This is a genomic window from Dyella silvae (assembly GCF_026421305.1).
GTDB lineage: Bacteria > Pseudomonadota > Gammaproteobacteria > Xanthomonadales > Rhodanobacteraceae > Dyella > Dyella silvae.
This window is the reverse complement of the sequence record NZ_JAPJBQ010000002.1, coordinates 59,167-75,685: the sequence shown is the minus strand read 5'-3', so window position 1 is coordinate 75,685 and position 16,519 is coordinate 59,167. Positions and strand designations below refer to the sequence as shown.

The following is a 16,519-nucleotide window of genomic DNA, read 5'->3' as shown; positions in this document are numbered from 1 at the left end:
GGCAGCCTTGTCTCCGCATAGCCAAACGGCCCCTGGAGGGGCCGTTGGCATGTTACGCCGATCGGAAAGATTACGCGGCGAAGAGGCCGCGCATCTTCTTCATGGCATTGGCCTCGACCTGACGAATGCGTTCGGCGGAGACGCCGTACTCATCGGCCAGATCCTGCAACGTAGCCTTTTCTTCGTTCAACCAGCGGCGCTGGATAATGTCGCGCGAGCGCTCGTCCAGGTTCCGCAGCGCAGCCGACAGCGTGTCGAGCTGGTTGTCCGCCTGGTCGGCGTCAGCCACGTTCTCGTACGGGTCGGCGCCTTCGTCGATCAGGAACGCTTCGGGCGCCGGCTTGGCATCATCCTCGGCATCGGCCGGGGCTTCGAAGCCAATGTCACGGCCCGACAGACGCGACTCCATCTCGCGCACGGTCGCTTCCGGCACGCCCAGGTCCTTCGCCACGGTGCGCACTTCTTCGGCGTTCATCCAGCCCAGGCGCTTCTTGCTCTTGCGCAGGTTGAAGAACAGCTTGCGCTGCGCCTTGGTCGTGGCGACTTTGACGATGCGCCAGTTGCGCAGGATGAACTCGTGCATTTCGGCACGAATCCAATGCACCGCGAAGCTGACCAGACGCACACCCTGATCCGGGTCGAAACGCTTGACGGCCTTCATCAGGCCAATGTTGCCTTCCTGGATCAGGTCGGCCATCTGCAGGCCGTAGCCGCTATAACCGCGGGCCACGTGCACGACGAAACGCAGATGGGACATCACCAGCTGGCGGGCAGACTCCAGGTCTTCTTTTTCGTTGTAGCGGCGCGACAACGACTGCTCTTCGTCCTGGGTCAGCACAGGGATCCGATGGACCGCCGAAATATAGGCATCCAGACTGCCGACGACACTCGGCACCGGCAGGTTGGCGGTCACCAAAGCTTGAGACATGTGCGGAACCTCCTGAATAGGGGATCAGATTAGCACTCGCATAGGGAGAGTGCTAAAGGCCCCGAAAGGTTCCGGGACCTTTGATGAACTGAATAGTACAGGAATTTAGGGCCTCTGTCCAGCGAGGTACCCCAGGGGAGGTCGCACTATGCCGTCGCGGCGGTTCAGGGGTCGTGAAAAGCCTGTTCAACCGAGCTCGGCGCGCATCGGCAGGGACCAGTCGATGGGGGTAACCCCACGGCTTTCCAGGTAGCGATTGGCGGCCGAGAAGTGCCCGCAGCCAATGAAACCCCGGTGCGCTGACAAAGGAGATGGGTGCACGGATCGCAAAACACAATGTCGCTGGCTGTCGATGAGCTGACCCTTCTTCTGGGCGTAGGACCCCCAGAGCATGAAGATCAGCCCTTCTCGCTCGCGGTTAAGCGCATCGATGGCGGCGTCCGTGAACCCCTCCCAGCCCTTGCCCTGGTGGGAGGCCGCCATGCTCTGCTGCACGGTGAGCACGGCATTGAGCAGCAGCACGCCCCGGTCGGCCCATGGGGTCAGGCAACCGTGGTCGGGTGCCCGAAGTCCCAGATCCCGGTGAATCTCTTTGAAGATGTTTTGCAGCGAAGGCGGGGCCGGGACGCCGGGGCGCACCGAAAAGCACAGACCATGGGCCTGGTTAGGACCGTGGTAGGGGTCTTGTCCCAGGATCACCACCCGCACGTCATCAAACGGCGTGTGATCGAACGCGGAAAAGATCTCCGGCCCGGGCGGATAGACCACTTTGCCCGCCTGTTTTTCCGCACGCAGGAATTCGCCGAGAGCCTGCATGTCCGGCCGCATCAGGTAATCCCCAATGCGCGCCTTCCATGACGGCTCAAGCTTGATCTTGTCCTCGGTCATGCTGCCTCGTCGTGTTCGCGCAGATGCTGCGACACGCGCAACTGGAACAGCAGCTTCGTCATCAGCAGTTTTTCTTCGATCGGCTTTTCGACCAGATCGTTGGCACCGGCGCGCAGCAGCGCAGCCTGGTTGGCCGGATTCTCGTCGCCGGTCATCACCAGCACAGGCAAACGACCCTTGCCGTAACTGTATTCGCGACGAATCCGCTCCAGCAGATCGCCACCGGTGAGTTCGCCTTTGAGGCTGACGTCGGTGAGCACGATGTCCGCACCCACCTTGCCCTGATCCTTCGCCTTGTCGAGCAACACCAGCGCGTCCTCGACGCTGACCACGTGATGCACGGTGAGACCGTGTTTTTCCAGGATACGGCGAGTGGCCAGCGCGACCACGCGACTGTCTTCCACGTACAGCACTTCGCCCTCGGCCGACTCCGCCGGGCGCACATAGCCACGAATGAACTCCGCAAGCGCCTGGAATCCCAGTGACTTGTCGAAGTAATCGGTAACGTGCTCGCCCAGCGTGCGGCTGTGCAAGCGCCCGTCGACATCGCCGGACACCACCACGACGGGAACGTATGCCTGCGCCGCGGATTCGCGCACGTGGCGCGCGAGCTCCAACCCATCCATATCGGGCAGGCGCAACGCGATGGTGATGAAATCGAACGCGCCGGTTTCCAGCAGCTCCTTGGCTTCTGCACCGCTGCCCGCGCCAATCGCTTCTGCCTCAGGCAGCTCGGCCTTCAGCACCCGCGTGATCAACTGGCGCACCACTTTGGAGCCGTCCACCACGAGTACTTTGGGCGCCGTTCCTACCACTCGACTGCTGAAACTCGTACTCATCCCCAGTTACCCACGTGTTGGCCGGCGCTCCCTTCCGGCGGCGCATCCGGTGCAACCTGCCCGCACCGTGTTTCCCATGGCCGGCAGCTTGCACCAGCCATCCCACCCTGTCATGACACTCACTAGCGGGACGTGAGCCGGCGCACGGTTCACGCGGCCTTGCGCAGCTGCCAGGCACTGACCAGGCGCGCGCCCAGCCAACCCAGGAAGGCCGCCGCCACCGGCACCGAGGCCAACAACCAGGGAGGGAGCACATCGATCTGCAACTTACCGGCGTAAGCCTGACCCAGTTTGGCCACCGGTTCGGCCAACGCCAGTTCCACCAGCACCGCAAAACCCGCCGCCAGCACCCCGGCGAACAGCCCGTACCAGATGCCTGCATAAAGATAAGGACGACGGACAAACGCCCGGCTGGCGCCGACCAGCATCAGCACGCCAATTTCTTCGCTGCGGCTGGCGATGTCCACGCGCACGGTGTTGCCCACCACCAGCAGCACCGCCACGGCGAGCAGCCCAGCCAGAATTAACACCGCACGCTCACCTACCCCGAGCAAGGCCTCCAGCCGCTGGCGCCAGGTGCCGCTGTCCTGCACCTGATCCACACCTTGCAGGCCGCGCATGTCGGCCACCAGGCGATCGACACCGTCCGCATTCACGTCGGTCCTGGGCAGCACTTCGAGCACAAAGGGCAGCGGGTTGGCGTCCAGCGTATGCAGCGCGCCAGAGAAGCCCTGCATCTTGGCCAGCTCGTCCATGCCCTGGTCGGGCGTCTTCACTTTGACCGATGCCACGTCGGCGCGATCGCGCAGCTTCTTGGCCATCAGGTCAGCCGAGGAACCGCTCTGCCCCGGCTGCAGGAACACGCTGACGGTCTGGTTCTGACCGAGCGCCTCGCCCATCTTCTGCACATTGCCCAGCAACAGATAGAAGGTGAGCGGGAGCGCCAACGCGATAGCCATGACGGCCACGGTGAGCAAGGTGCCGACCGGGCGCGACATCAGGCGGCGCAAGCTGGCTGCTGCGCTCCAGCCATGGTGTTCACGCCAGCTCGCCACCGGCCTGGCTTTGGTGCGAATGCCGCGCGACTGGTCGGAGAGCAGCGGGCTTTCCATCGGAAACTCGGGCTGCGTGCTCATAGCACCTCCTGGGCGGCCACGTCAGCGACCAGCCGACCGTGGTCGAGCACGATCACGCGCTTCTTCATTTTCTTGATCAACGGCAGATCGTGACTGGCGATCAGCACGGTTGTCCCGACACTCTGAAATTCGGCGAAGAGACTCATGATCTCCACCGCCAGCGTGGGATCGAGATTGCCGGTGGGTTCGTCGGCGATCAGCAGCATCGGCTTGGCCACAATGGCGCGGGCAATACCCACGCGCTGCTGCTCGCCGGCAGACAGCGTGGCCGGCAACTGCCGCTCATAGGAAAGCAGACCCACTTTCTCCAGCGCCGCCCGCACGCGCTTGGCCCGCTCGTTGGGTGCCATGCCGCCGATCATCAGCGGCAGCTCGACGTTGGCAAACACGGTGCGATCCATCAGCAGGCGATGGTCCTGGAAGACCATGCCTAACCGGCGGCGCAATTTGGGAATGCCGCCGCGGCCGATCTTGGCCATGTTCTGGCCCTCAAGCGTGATCACGCCATGCGAAGGGCGCTCGATCAGGCCGAGCAGCTTGAGCAAGGTGCTCTTGCCGGCACCCGAATGGCCCGTCACGAAGGCCATCTCGCCCGCAGCTACCTCGAAGGAGAGTTGCGAAAGGGCCTCGTGGCCACCTTCATAGCGTTTGCTGACTTGGTCGAAGCGGATCACCGCGTGTCCCCGATCCTGGATACGCCCAAGGATAAGGGATGCACGCGTGAAGGTCAGGCGCTTTGTACAGTCAGACTGTCGTGGATTCAGCCCACGACAGCCTTAGGTAAGTGCGCGGCCACTCAGCGGCCGGTGAAGAAGCGGCTCAGCCGACGGAAGAAGCCCACCTTCTGGGGCGCTGTCGGCTCCGTTGGCTTGCCCGACTTGATCGCCACCTGACGGGACGGACGCGAGTGATTGTTCTCCGCGCCACCACGCTCGCGCGACGAACGATGATCGCCACGCGGTGCACGATTGTTGTCGCCGGAGCTATTGGCGGCGGCGTCCATGGCCGGTGCATCACCCTCGCGGCGACGGTTGCGGCCGCCGCGGCGACGACGACGCTTGCGCGCCACGCCATCAGCCAACTCACCCGGTGCCGGTTCGGAAGCCGGCGCGACAACCGTCGATGCGGCAGCCACTTCCTCGGCCCCGGCCTCAGCGCGCGGCTTGCGCGGTTCACGCGGCTTGTCGCTGCGCGGGCGGTCGCCGTCGCGGCCACGGCCGCCACGGTCGCGCGGACCACGGCGCGAAGACCCTTCCTTCTCACGCGACTCGACCTTGTCGCCGAACGCGGCGCTGTCGGCGGCCACATCGGCCATGTACTGGGCGTCCTGCTCGCGCGGCTTCGGCATCACCAGCATCTCCGGCTCGATGTTCGCCACCGGAATGCGCTGGCTGATATACGTTTCGATATCCGGCAACGACATGGCATAGAGATCGCAGGCAAAGCTGATCGCATCGCCTTCGGCGCCGAGGCGCGCGGTACGGCCGATGCGGTGCACGTAGTCTTCGGCGTCCTGCGGCAGGTCGTAGTTGAACACGTGGCTCACCGCCGGAATGTGCAGGCCGCGCGCAGCGACATCGGTGCACACCAGCATGTCTAGCTGGCCTTCCTGGAAACGCTGCAGCAGCTTCTGACGCTTCAGCTGCGGCACGTCGCCAGACAGCGCGCCCACGCGATAGCCCTGACGCTTAACGCGGTCGGTGATGCGCTCGGCGGCGGCCTTGGTGTTAACGAAGATGATGCTGCGCGTGGGGCTGGTGCGCTCAAGCAAGTTGAGCAGCAGCGGCATCTTTTCTTCCTTCGCGGGGAAGTAGACGACCTGACGCACGCGGTCGGCGGTGACATTTTCCGTCTCCACCACCAGCTTCTCGGCGTTGTGCATGTGCTCGTAGGCCAGCTCCAGCACGCGATGGCTGAGCGTCGCGGAGAACAGCAGCACCTGGCGCTGCTCGCGCGCCGGCAGACGGCGGAAGATGAAGCGCACATCCTTGATGAAGCCGAGATCGAACATGCGGTCCGCCTCGTCGATCACCATCACTTCGACGGCGTCGAGGCTGAACACGTGCTGCTTGAAGTAATCCAGCAGGCGGCCCGGCGTGGCGATGATGATGTCGCAACCATCCTTGAGCTGCTGGCGCTGCTTGTCGTAGTCGACGCCGCCGTAAATCAGCGCGGTGCGCAGGCCAGTGTGGCGGCCAATGGACTTGGCGTCTTTCTCGATCTGGATCGCCAGCTCACGCGTCGGTGCGATGACGAGGGCGCGCGGATCGCTGTCCTTGCGCTCGGCTACCGCCGGCGTGGTCAGCAGGCGATTCATCAGGGCGACGAGGAAGGCGCAGGTCTTGCCGGTGCCGGTCTGAGCCTGGCCAGCGACATCGCGGCCCGTCAGCGCCATGGGCAGGGTCAGTGCCTGGATCGGCGTGCAGCGGGTGAAGCCTGCGTCGTCGAGGCCTTTCTGCAGCAGTGGGTGGAGATCGAAATTGGTGAAGAACGTGTCGGTGAGTACGGTTTGGGACATTGTTTGAATGATGAATATCGATAGAGGCAGCGCCAGAGGCGGCCGCCTGGCTCCTTGCTGATGAGACGCTACAAGGAACGGGTGGATGGTCGGCGCGGCCGGAGCGCGTGCCGGCAGGCGGAACCCCGAGGGTCTCGCGTGCGGATGACACGTTGCCGTGGCTAGCGCCGGAGGGAGCGGCGGTATTCGACAGCTCCGCTGGCATAGGTCAAAGGACTATGGGCGCTAACACCCTGTTCCTCAAGGAAAACCCTTTCACCTATGTCAACGGAACCGTCCGTAGCCGCCCTTGAATCGCTTGAATCGCGCCCCGAGTTACGCTGGAATGGAGGCCTGCCGCAACGGCACCAGCCTTCCTTATACGGTACGACCCCGCGCATCATGGGCGCCCCAGTGTAGCCGATGCTGGGCGCGCGGTCGTGAAACCCTTTACCCGCCTACCTTCGGAGAACCCGGTGAGCGATCTGATTACCCATGTGAGCGACGATGCCTTCGAGCAAGAAGTGCTGAAGTCCGATACCCCGGTGCTGCTGGATTTCTGGGCTGAATGGTGTGGCCCGTGCAAGGCCATCGCACCGATCCTCGACGAACTGGCCCAGCAGTATCAGGGCAAGCTGCGCATCGCCAAGATCAATATCGACCACAACCAGAAGACGCCCCGCACTTACGGCGTCCGTGGCATTCCCACGCTGATGGTGTTCAAGAACGGCAAGGTCGAAGCCACCCAGATCGGCGCCGTAAGCAAGGGCCAGCTGGCCCAGATGATCGACAAGACCATCTAAGAACTTTTCTGAATTTTGCCCACTGCGGCGCTTTACTGCGCCGCAGATCGGGTGCTAGATTTCGTGTGTCCGTCGGGACTGTCCTGTCCCCCGCGCCGTCCGCGCAACACACCTTCCCTCCTGTTCATCAACGGCGCCCCGCAGAGGTTTGCCCGTGTCTGATATCGAAAGCAAAGAAACGAACGACGCCAAAGGCGCCGAAGCCAAACCTGTGGCAGAAACCCGCACTCGCGCTCCGCGCCGGTCCGCCGCCGCTGCTGCCGCAGCCGCCGAGGCGAAGGCCGAGAAGCAAGCGCAGTTCGACATGCCGCCACTGCCGCCCGTCGAACGCGTCGAACGCGCAGAACGCGCCGCCCCGCCGGCTGAGCCGCCGGCCCCGGCCGCTGCACCTTCCGCCGACTTCACGCCGTCCGGCGATGGCGGCCAGCGCCCGCAGCAGGAAGCCCGCGAGGGTGGCCAGCAGGGTGGCGGCAACCAGGGCCAGGGTGGCTTCAACAACCGCAATGACCGTGACGGCCGTGGCCGTCGGCGCCGCCACGAACGCAATCAGCAGCGCGGCCCGGGTGGCGGCGGTGGTGGTGGTGGTCAGCAGCACCAGCGCAGCAACAATGGCTTGCCGGTGGACGACGACTACGCCGATGCCGGCAGCAATGATCGCCTGATCAATCTCACTGAGCTCAAGCGCAAGAACGCGTTCCAGCTGCTGGAATTCGCCGAATCGCTCGGTATCCAGGAAGGCGTCGCCCGCGCCCGCAAGCAGGACGTGATCTTCTCGATCCTGAAGGCGCACGCCCGCTCCGGCGGCGGCATCTGGGCCGAAGGCGTGCTGGAAATTCTGCAGGACGGCTTCGGCTTCCTGCGCTCGGCCGACGAGTCCTACCTGGCCGGCCCGGACGATATCTACGTCTCGCCCAGCCAGATCCGCCGCTTCAACCTGCGCACCGGCGATTACATCACCGGACGCGTGCGCCATCCGAAGGAAGGCGAGCGTTACTTCGCCATGCTCAAGGTCGACGACATCAACGGCGATCCGCCGGAGGCGTCGAAGAACAAGATGCTGTTCGAGAACCTGACGCCGCTGTTCCCGCGCAAGGCATTCAAGCTCGAGCGCGGCAACGGCTCCACCGAAGACATCACCGGCCGCATTCTGGACCTGGTGGCGCCTGTGGGTCGTGGCCAGCGCGGTCTCATCGTCTCCCAGCCGAAGTCCGGTAAGACGATGATGCTGCAGAACGTCGCGCAGGCCATTCAGTACAACCACCCGGACGTCCATCTGATCATGCTGTTGATCGATGAGCGCCCGGAAGAAGTGACGGAAATCGCCCGTACCGTGCGTGCGGAAGTGATCTCCTCCACCTTCGACGAGCCGGCCGTGCGCCACGTGCAGGTTGCCGAAATGGTGATCGAGCGCGCCAAGCGCCTGGTCGAGCACAAGAAGGACGTCGTCATCCTGCTCGACTCCATCACGCGTCTCGCCCGCGCCTACAACACCGTGGTGCCGAGCTCCGGCAAGGTGCTCACCGGTGGTGTGGACGCCAACGCGCTGCAGCGCCCGAAGCGCTTCTTTGGTGCGGCTCGTAACGTGGAAGAAGGCGGCAGCCTGACCATCATCGCCACCGCGCTGACCGACACCGGCAGCAAGATGGACGAGGTGATCTACGAAGAGTTCAAGGGCACCGGCAACATGGAAGTGCACCTGAGCCGCCGTATCTCCGAAAAGCGCGTGTACCCGGCGATCGACATCAATCGCTCCGGCACTCGCCGCGAGGATCTGCTGATCGAGCCAGACCTGCTCTCCAAGATCTGGATCCTGCGCAAGCTGCTGCATCCGATGGACGAGCTGGCAGCGATGGAGTTCATGCTCGACAAGATGAAGAACACCAAGTCCAACGACGAGTTCTTCAATTCCATGAAGCGCTGAAAGAACGGGCCGGTCTTACCGGCCCTTTTCTTATGCCCATCCTTATCCAGGCCAGCGGCAAGAGGTTTGCTTGAAAGCCCCACAGGGACGTCTATCGATTGCTACGGACGCCTTGCCTCCGTCCGGCATGCACAGCAACAACTACGATGGTTTGCGCCTTGTGGCGTCCCTGATGGTGCTGATCTCCCATCAGTTCGTGCTGCTCGGTATGTCCGAGCCCGCGCTCGGCGGATTGACGCTCGGCAGCATCGCGGTAGCCATGTTCTTTGTGATGAGCGGCTACCTGGTGACGGAAAGCTGGTATCACGACCCGCATCTCATGCGTTTCGCCATGCGCCGTTTTCTGCGCATCTGGCCCGCACTGGCGGTCGCCACCCTGTTCGTTGCGCTTGCCTGCGCCGCCGTTACCTCGCTGCCCTTGCACGATTATCTGGGCCGCGATGTGCGCCGATTCATTACCTTCAATCTGCAGCTGCGCCCCATTTACGGGTTACCGGGCGTGTTCACCAGTACATCGCCTGACTCCGCGCTTTCGGCGGTCAATGGCAGCTGGTGGACTATTCCTGTCGAAGCCAAATGCTATGCCTACGTCGCCGTACTCGGCGCCATCGGCATGCGGCGGCGAGTGTTCTCTCTGCTTGCGCTGGCCGCCGTTGCCATCATGTACGTGCGGACGTTGCCGGGCCATCCGATGGCCAACGGCTTCGACAACCTTTGCTATTTCTACAGCGCGTTTTTCTTTATCGGCGTGTGCGCGCGACAGTTCCCCGATGAAATCCGCCGGTATCGCTGGTTGCTGCTTGGTGCAGGCGTGGTTTGCGTCGTTATCGGCGTGCTGACGCGCCAGGCTCCGCTTATCGCCTGGGCCATCATGTCGCCCTTCACCCTGTGGTTTGGTGCCAAAAGTACGCCGGGCCTCCGCTCCGCGGCCCGGTTCGGGGACCTCTCCTATGGCATCTATCTGTATGCGTACTTCGTGCAGCAGCTGACCGTACGCGTTTGGCCAGCCACACCCACTTACGTCACGACCACCGCCGTCGCGCTGGCCGGCACGGTGCTGCTCGGCTGGTGTTCCTGGCATACCGTTGAGGCACCCGCACTGGCCCTCAAGAGCCGTCTCCGCCGGTGGTTTCCTGACGCCACGCCTTGATGTCAGGCACCAGACCTACGCGCGATGAAGCGGTAACGCCCTGTCTCGCTCGTATCACCAAGGCCGCCTTTGGGCGGCCTTGGTCGTTTGGTGGCGCGGCGACGACTTGCCGATGGGTTTCGCCGCCGCCACGCACCCGTTCACCGGTAACACCGGGTGGCCCGATAGCGCCATCTGACAGGTTCTAGCCCGTTTGGCGTATTCCCAGCCGCCTGCGAAGCATCCACATTCGCCGCACCGCCCGGTGTTACTCAGCACAGGTCCACCCAACGCCGCGGGCGACCCCGCTGCGTTGCGCGCGTGACCTGATTCGTCGACGACCGGACCGGACCATGTCATGCGCCGCCACACCTGCTTACCGGCATATCCACGGCATGCCGTTGGCGCACCTGAACACTCCTGTCTTGCACAGCCGGCCACGACACGCACGGTGCGGTTGCTTCGCGCGTGCGCCACTCCATGCCAAGCGGGGCATCGCTCCGAAGGAGATCTCATGAAAACTTCTACTCTTTGCCTGGCTGTAGCGTTTGCGCTGTCGTGCGCAGGCGCCGTCATGGCCGCCGACGACAGCAACAAAGTCACCGTCGTGCGCGATTACACCGATATCGTCGCACCCTCCGATCAGGCCGCGTACGAGGCAGGCATCAAGAGCTTCAACCAGTGCCTGAGCCAGCACGGCTTCAAATACAGCTGGCACGCGTGGACGCATGAAACAGGCGATACCTACGCCTACTCCTATGTCACCGATCCGCTACCGTGGTCCGCCTTCGATGCCATGCGCACTGCGGGCAAAGCCTGCGACAGTTCTCTTCGTAACGACATCAACCCGCATCTGAAGAGCGAAACCAGCGCCTTCTTCAAAGCGCTTCCGGAGTTGAGCCATCTGGCCAAGGGCACAACGCTCAACCAGCCCTACCTCGAAGTGATCTATTTCAAGCTCAAGCCAGGCCACGAAGCCCATGCGACTTTCCTCGACATCGCGAAGAAAATCACGGCCGGTGCCGAGAAAACCAAATGGCCAAACAACTTCGCCGTAGGCGAGGTGCTCGATGCAGGTCAGGGCTCAGCTGACTTCGTCGTACTGCTGCCCGCCAAAACCTGGGCAGATCTGGGCAAAGACCCCGACACCCCGCTATGGACCATGATGGAGAACGCCTATGGAAAGGCGGACGCCCAGGCCATGCGCAAATCGCTCAATGACACGATCCAGGAACAAAGCTCGCATATCGACAGTTACAGCGCTGATCTCACCTATAAAGCCAGCAGCAAGTAACACCCACGCCAAACACAGAGGGCGCCGCCAGGCGCCCTCTGTCGTTACGGATCACCCTCTGCCGCTCACGTGCTGCCAGCGAAATCCGTCACCAGCGCTACACGCCGATTGGCCTGTCCCTTGTCGCCATGCGCACCGGGCACCACCTGGCGATTCTTCACTTCGCCATAGCTCACGGCACGTACCTGATTGGCGTTGAGCCCGCCGGTATTGATCAGGTAATCACGCACTGCTTCGGCACGCTGCATCGCCAGACGCTTGTTGTGCGCCGCACTGCCCGATGGATCGGTAAAACCTTCGGCGGTAATCACCGCATCGGCATGGTGCTCGCGCATGACCTTGGCGTAATCGTCGAGACGTTTCTTGTCTTCATCGCGCAAGGTGGATTGGTTTGTATCGAAATGCGCGATCGTATCGACGCTGATGCGTCCTGCCATCTGCGTGATCTGCGTGTCGTACTGTGCGAACTTCTGATGCATTTCCTGCGTTATCGCGTCGATCTCCTGTTGCTGCTTCTGATCGTTGCTGCGTAACTCCGAAATGGCCGCGTCAAAATCAGTCTGCTTGACGTAACCCGTGCAGCCGCCGAGCGCGACGACCAGTACACCGACGAACCCATAACCGATTCGAGAGCTCACCCTTGCCATGACGTGTCTCCTCTCGTGGGTGATGCGCGCACACCCGCCGCCGTCGACGGCATACGTGGTCGCAACAAAGGAGTATCCATGTCACATGTCAAGCAAACGCATAATTGGCGCTAGTGGTTTGCGACGATCAGACGTCCAATTCCAGTGCACACGCCGCGATAACAAAACGGCACATGAACGCGGCATCGTGCCGGATGGCGTCTTGGTGACATCCGGGCCACCTGATAAGCGAGCCGTTCAAAAGCGACTGCGTACCTTGCGAAAACGGCGTTCCTGAACGAGCCACATGGCCACGCCGTAGCCTGCGCCCGCACACAGCCACAGGAAGGCTGACTGTGCCGTCGTCAGGCGCGGATGCGGAATCAGAAAGGTCATGATGAGAAACATGGGCAGGCCGTAACACACCACGCCGCTCAACAGCACATACCGAAGCATGCCCTGTCCGCGCGTTCTCGCCCATCGATCAAATTCCTTCGCCTGCATGCATGCTCCCTGGCCTTTGCATTCTTAATGGCGGTTCTCGCATGGAACGCGCGAGCGCTCCATGCGTTGAATGCCATCAAAGAAAACCCTCAGAACTCCGTCCAGTCGTCACCGGCGGTCACCAGCCCGGCCTGAGCCCGGTGGCGCGGGGCCGCAGGCACAGCTACCGGCGCCATCCGTTTCGCGGGCTCCGCCATCGGCACCGTGCTTGCGGGCGTTTTGGCGGCAACCACGTCACCCTGCACGGTGAAATAGGACACCTGATTCATCAGCACCTGCGAAAGATCCAGCGTGTTTCGGCTCGCCGCGCTGGCCTCTTCCACCAGTGCCGCGTTCTGCTGGGTGACTTCGTCCAACGTGACGACCGCGTTGTTGACCTGACCGATGCCGGCGGATTGTTCTTCGGAGGCCGCTGCAATCACTTCGATGATGGTGCTTACCTCGCGCACATCGCCGGCGATGTCGTTGAGCGCGCTACCCGTCCGCTGCACCAGCTCGGCGCCTTCAGACACCTTGTCCGTGGTGTCCTTGATCAACACCTTGATGTCCTTCGCCGCCACGCTGCTGCGCTGGGCGAGGTTACGCACCTCCGTCGCCACCACGGCGAAGCCGCGGCCTTGTTCGCCCGCGCGTGCGGCTTCCACCGCGGCGTTGAGCGCGAGCAGATTGGTCTGGAAGGCAATCTCATCGATCATGCCGACAATATCGCCGACCTGCTTGTTGGCATCGGTAATCGCCTGCATGGCGCCCACCGCGGAACCCGCCACCGCGCGACCTTCTTCGGCACGCTTGCGCATGCGTTGCGCCATTTCGCGGGCCTGGCCTGCGCCTTCGGCGTTCTGCTTCACGGTAGCCGACAGTTCCTCCATCGACGCGGCCGTTTCTTCCAGTGAACTGGCCTGCTCCTGCGTACGCTGCGACAGGTCGTCGTTGCCCTGCGACAGATCGCGTGCCGCCGCGGTCACCTGCTCTGCCACATCGCGCACCTGCGTGACGATGCTGGTGAGTTGGCGATCCATGTCATCCAGAGAACGCAGTGTGTCGCTGAATTCGTCGTTTCCAGTGATGTCGGTGGCGTTGTTGAGCTTGCCTTCCTGAATAGCTCCCGCCAATGCGCGTGCCTTGTCCAAAGGACGCGTCACGGCGCGTACCAGCACCACGGCTACCCCGAGCAGCACCAACACACCAAGCAGCAGCACTGCCAGCGCTATCTGCCAGGTGTGCGCGTAGCGCAGAGCAGCCGCTTCAGCGGAGCCTTTAGCCTGTTTCTCGTTGATGGCAATGAGCTGGTCGATGGCCTTGGTCTCGCTGCTCATACCATCAGCCGTCTTGGCGATGTGCAGCGCACGGCCTTCCTGCGTCTTGCCCGCGTCGAGCAACTCGGCTTCCTCGGTGACCAACGGCTGGGTGCTTGTGAGGATCTGCTCGAACTGTTGCGCCAACGCGCGCTCGGCATCCGAAGAAATCATGCCGGGGTAATAGCGATGCCAGACCTCTTCGAGGCGTGCTTTGTCGTCCGTGATTTTCTTGACTGCCGTCCGCTGGCTTGGGTCGATGATGGAACGGTTTAAGGCCAGCCGGTCATCAATGATGGCAGTGCGGATGTCGCTGACCGCCACAATGGCCTGCACATTGGAGCGATACATGTCATCGACCAGCAGGTACGTGGCACGCACGCCAAACAAACCGACCAGACCAACGGCAACAGCGATGGCCAGGGCGATACCCATGGCCGCGACGATTTTCAGACGAACAGTAAAACGCATGATCAAAATGCCCCGAGAGAAGGGTCGAATCCCCCCCGGCAGGGGTATCGGCGCTCATTCGCCTTCCTTGATGCGCAAAAATTTACGCACCTGTGCGGCGGATCCCAGGTTCATTTGTCGCGTCAACCATGAGACTGCGGGGCTCGCGTGCCCCGACGTTAAAACCGGCCGGCCGGCATCATCGTTCGTGCTCCATATCGTCGGGCAGCAGCACCCACGAATGCATGCATTCTTCGAACACCGAGATGGACGGCGCCGGAAACGCCGGATTGGCAAACGCGCCCACAGGCACGCCAATCAAGCCTTCTACGGTATCCAGCCGGTAATAGAGCGTGGCGCCGCACACCGGGCAGAAATAGAAGGTCGCCGAACCACCGGTATCACCCACGCGCACATACTGCGTCGCGTTGCCGCGTATCACCACGCCAGCTTCGCGAAAGCGCGCCTGCACGCCAAAGGCGCTGCCGGTGCGGCGCTGACAGGCATGGCAGTGGCAGATGGAGATGCGCAGCGGCTCCTCCGTCGTGCGCAACATCAACTGCCGACAACTGCAGGTGGCAACGCGCTGAGTCATGCGGCGCCCTCCAGATCATCGGCATGCAACACGAGACTGAATCCAAACACGGGTAACGCGCCCTGCATGAAATCCAGATCGAGCGCACGCTGAAATCCCAGACGCTCGTACATGCGCCAGGCCAGACGCATGGCCTCGGTAGTATGCAGCACCACACGCGCACGCTGCTGATCCCTGGCGAGCTGAATGCATGCTTCGGTCAACGCCTTGCCCACACCCATACCCCGCGCGGACGGATGGACGCCCAACAGACGAATGCCCGACGCATCTGTCACCGACGTCGCCGCGCCGCCGGACCCGTAGTGCGCCATGTCACCGAAGTAGACCACGCCACCCAGCAACTGCCCTTCGCTATGGAGCGCCACCAGCACACGCGTCGACGGCTTGCTCGCAAAGTCGCCGATGTTCGCCAGCATCTCGTAATAGCGCGGCTGCTCGGCCTGCGTGGGGAACCCCGGCAACCCGCTGTACACCTCGACCATTAACTGGCCAAGGGCGTGAAACTCTTCCGGGCGACCATCGCGCACGATCAGCGGGGTATTCATGGACCAATCCCGAGGAACGACGCCGGCACTATAGGCAACTTCCCGAACCCAGTCATGCCCACCCACTCCCACAACGCGCGCCGGATTCCACCGTATCCGGGCGACCTTCGACGGTGACTTAAACCAAGGCTTCGATCGCGCCGGACACTTCGCCCTGATTCCACTCGGGTGCACTGAAGCAAAGCTCGCGCATCTCCGCGGTATCGATCACCCATGCGCCCGAACTGGCAGGCACCATGCCGCGCGCGGCGGCGTGCTGCAGCTCGAGGTCATCCGTCACGTGGTTTACCAGCGTGGACTTGCCCGTCCCTGACGGACCTGCGAACGCCACCGTTTGACCGGGCGCCAGCCATGGCGACAGCGGCGACGCCGCATCGTGTGTCCCCAGATTCACAGCTATCACGGCGATACCTGGCATCCGGCTCGCCACCAGGGCCACATCGGCATCCACTGCTGCGCTCTGGTCCGCCTTGGTCAGTACGATCACCGGCGTGACACCGGCATCGAGCGCGAGCGTGAGATAGCGCCCGAGACGCGGCAAGCGGAAGTCATCGTTGCATGACGACACGACAAACAACGTATCGATATTCGCCGCCATCACCTGGCGCCGGCAATCACTACCCTCGATGACGCGTGCGATCAGCGACCGACGCTCCACCAGGCGCAGTACCCGCTGTGCATCGTGCTCGACCAGCACCCAGTCGCCTAAGGCCACCTCTGTGTCGATAAGGTGGTGAGGCAACACAACCGAGACGTAACCGCGCGAGGAAAGCACCGAAAGGCCATGGCGATGCACAGCGATGACACGCGCGGGATAACCGGCTTCAAAATCGGCAAGGGTCAGATGCTGTGCGTACTCAAGCCGCCAGCCGAGCTGGTACAGCGAAAACGTCTGAAAAGACATGGAAACACCCTGAGAGCATGGGGAGCGACGGCCGCCAGATCGGAGCCGAACGAATCGCCAGAGTGCGAAGCAGAAAGATGAAGCGCGCCAGCGAAGAGCTGGCAAGACGATCAGACGCGCGTCGACCCGGCGGAGGCTGCTGCTACAACAATCATTGTTCTATTC

16 protein-coding genes are annotated in these 16,519 nt (G+C 62.7%); 4 read left to right on the top strand and 12 right to left on the bottom strand.

Annotated elements, in window-relative coordinates; translation table 11 throughout:
• Window positions 1–70: 70 nt before the first annotated feature.
• The 6 genes from rpoH to OQE56_RS04570 form a co-directional block, all read right to left on the bottom strand.
• Entirely contained in the window at window positions 71–928 is an 858-nt protein-coding gene (gene rpoH, locus OQE56_RS04595; RefSeq protein ID WP_267222047.1) for an RNA polymerase sigma factor RpoH, read from the bottom strand.
• Between the two features lie 186 nt (window positions 929–1,114).
• Window positions 1,115–1,816 carry a uracil-DNA glycosylase gene (ung, locus tag OQE56_RS04590; RefSeq protein WP_267222045.1) on the bottom strand — a complete coding sequence of 234 codons (702 nt, stop codon included), beginning with the start codon at window positions 1,814–1,816 and terminating at the stop codon, window positions 1,115–1,117.
• A complete protein-coding gene (locus OQE56_RS04585; RefSeq protein WP_267222043.1) occupies window positions 1,813–2,655 on the bottom strand; it encodes a response regulator in 843 nt (280 codons plus the stop codon). Before OQE56_RS04585 ends, ung begins: the two co-directional genes overlap by 4 nt.
• Window positions 2,656–2,804: 149 nt before the next feature.
• Window positions 2,805–3,791 carry a permease-like cell division protein FtsX gene (gene ftsX / locus OQE56_RS04580; RefSeq protein WP_267222041.1) on the bottom strand — a complete coding sequence of 329 codons (987 nt, stop codon included), beginning with the start codon at window positions 3,789–3,791 and terminating at the stop codon, window positions 2,805–2,807.
• Window positions 3,788–4,465 carry a cell division ATP-binding protein FtsE gene (gene ftsE, locus OQE56_RS04575; RefSeq protein WP_267222039.1) on the bottom strand — a complete coding sequence of 226 codons (678 nt, stop codon included), beginning with the start codon at window positions 4,463–4,465 and terminating at the stop codon, window positions 3,788–3,790. Before ftsE ends, ftsX begins: the two co-directional genes overlap by 4 nt.
• A gap of 122 nt (window positions 4,466–4,587) precedes the next feature.
• The gene (locus OQE56_RS04570; RefSeq protein WP_267222037.1) at window positions 4,588–6,309 is read right to left on the bottom strand and encodes a DEAD/DEAH box helicase; all 1,722 of its coding nucleotides are present in this window, start codon (window positions 6,307–6,309) and stop codon (window positions 4,588–4,590) included.
• Between the two features lie 455 nt (window positions 6,310–6,764).
• On the opposite strand from OQE56_RS04570, the gene trxA reads away from it, so the two are divergent.
• The 4 genes from trxA to OQE56_RS04550 all read left to right on the top strand — a co-directional run bounded on the left by trxA (window position 6,765) and on the right by OQE56_RS04550 (window position 11,435).
• Entirely contained in the window at window positions 6,765–7,091 is a 327-nt protein-coding gene (trxA, locus tag OQE56_RS04565) for a thioredoxin TrxA (RefSeq protein WP_267222035.1), read from the top strand.
• A gap of 154 nt (window positions 7,092–7,245) precedes the next feature.
• Window positions 7,246–9,012 (top strand): transcription termination factor Rho, encoded by a 1,767-nt coding sequence (gene rho / locus OQE56_RS04560; protein WP_267222033.1) that lies wholly within the window; start codon window positions 7,246–7,248, stop codon window positions 9,010–9,012.
• A 70-nt stretch (window positions 9,013–9,082) separates the two neighbouring features.
• A complete protein-coding gene (locus OQE56_RS04555; RefSeq protein ID WP_267222031.1) occupies window positions 9,083–10,162 on the top strand; it encodes an acyltransferase family protein in 1,080 nt (359 codons plus the stop codon).
• 493 nt (window positions 10,163–10,655) lie between these two features.
• Window positions 10,656–11,435 carry a hypothetical protein gene (locus OQE56_RS04550; protein ID WP_267222029.1) on the top strand — a complete coding sequence of 260 codons (780 nt, stop codon included), beginning with the start codon at window positions 10,656–10,658 and terminating at the stop codon, window positions 11,433–11,435.
• Between the two features lie 65 nt (window positions 11,436–11,500).
• Here the strand turns inward: OQE56_RS04550 and OQE56_RS04545 are convergent, their stop codons facing one another.
• The 6 genes from OQE56_RS04545 to rsgA all read right to left on the bottom strand — a co-directional run bounded on the left by OQE56_RS04545 (window position 11,501) and on the right by rsgA (window position 16,354).
• On the bottom strand, window positions 11,501–12,082 hold the full coding sequence (locus tag OQE56_RS04545; protein ID WP_267222027.1) for an OmpA family protein: 582 nt from the start codon (window positions 12,080–12,082) through the stop codon (window positions 11,501–11,503).
• A 237-nt stretch (window positions 12,083–12,319) separates the two neighbouring features.
• Window positions 12,320–12,565 (bottom strand): hypothetical protein, encoded by a 246-nt coding sequence (locus OQE56_RS04540; protein ID WP_267222026.1) that lies wholly within the window; start codon window positions 12,563–12,565, stop codon window positions 12,320–12,322.
• Window positions 12,566–12,654: 89 nt separating this feature from the next.
• Entirely contained in the window at window positions 12,655–14,331 is a 1,677-nt protein-coding gene (locus OQE56_RS04535; protein ID WP_267222025.1) for a methyl-accepting chemotaxis protein, read from the bottom strand.
• Window positions 14,332–14,509: 178 nt separating this feature from the next.
• Window positions 14,510–14,905, bottom strand: a complete 396-nt coding sequence (locus tag OQE56_RS04530) for a GFA family protein (RefSeq protein WP_267222023.1) — start codon at window positions 14,903–14,905, stop codon at window positions 14,510–14,512.
• On the bottom strand, window positions 14,902–15,450 hold the full coding sequence (locus OQE56_RS04525; protein WP_267222022.1) for a GNAT family N-acetyltransferase: 549 nt from the start codon (window positions 15,448–15,450) through the stop codon (window positions 14,902–14,904). The genes OQE56_RS04530 and OQE56_RS04525 overlap by 4 nt, the downstream gene beginning before the upstream one ends.
• Before the next feature lie 118 nt (window positions 15,451–15,568).
• Window positions 15,569–16,354 carry a GTPase RsgA gene (gene rsgA / locus OQE56_RS04520; protein WP_267222021.1) on the bottom strand — a complete coding sequence of 262 codons (786 nt, stop codon included), beginning with the start codon at window positions 16,352–16,354 and terminating at the stop codon, window positions 15,569–15,571.
• Window positions 16,355–16,519: the final 165 nt, after the last annotated feature.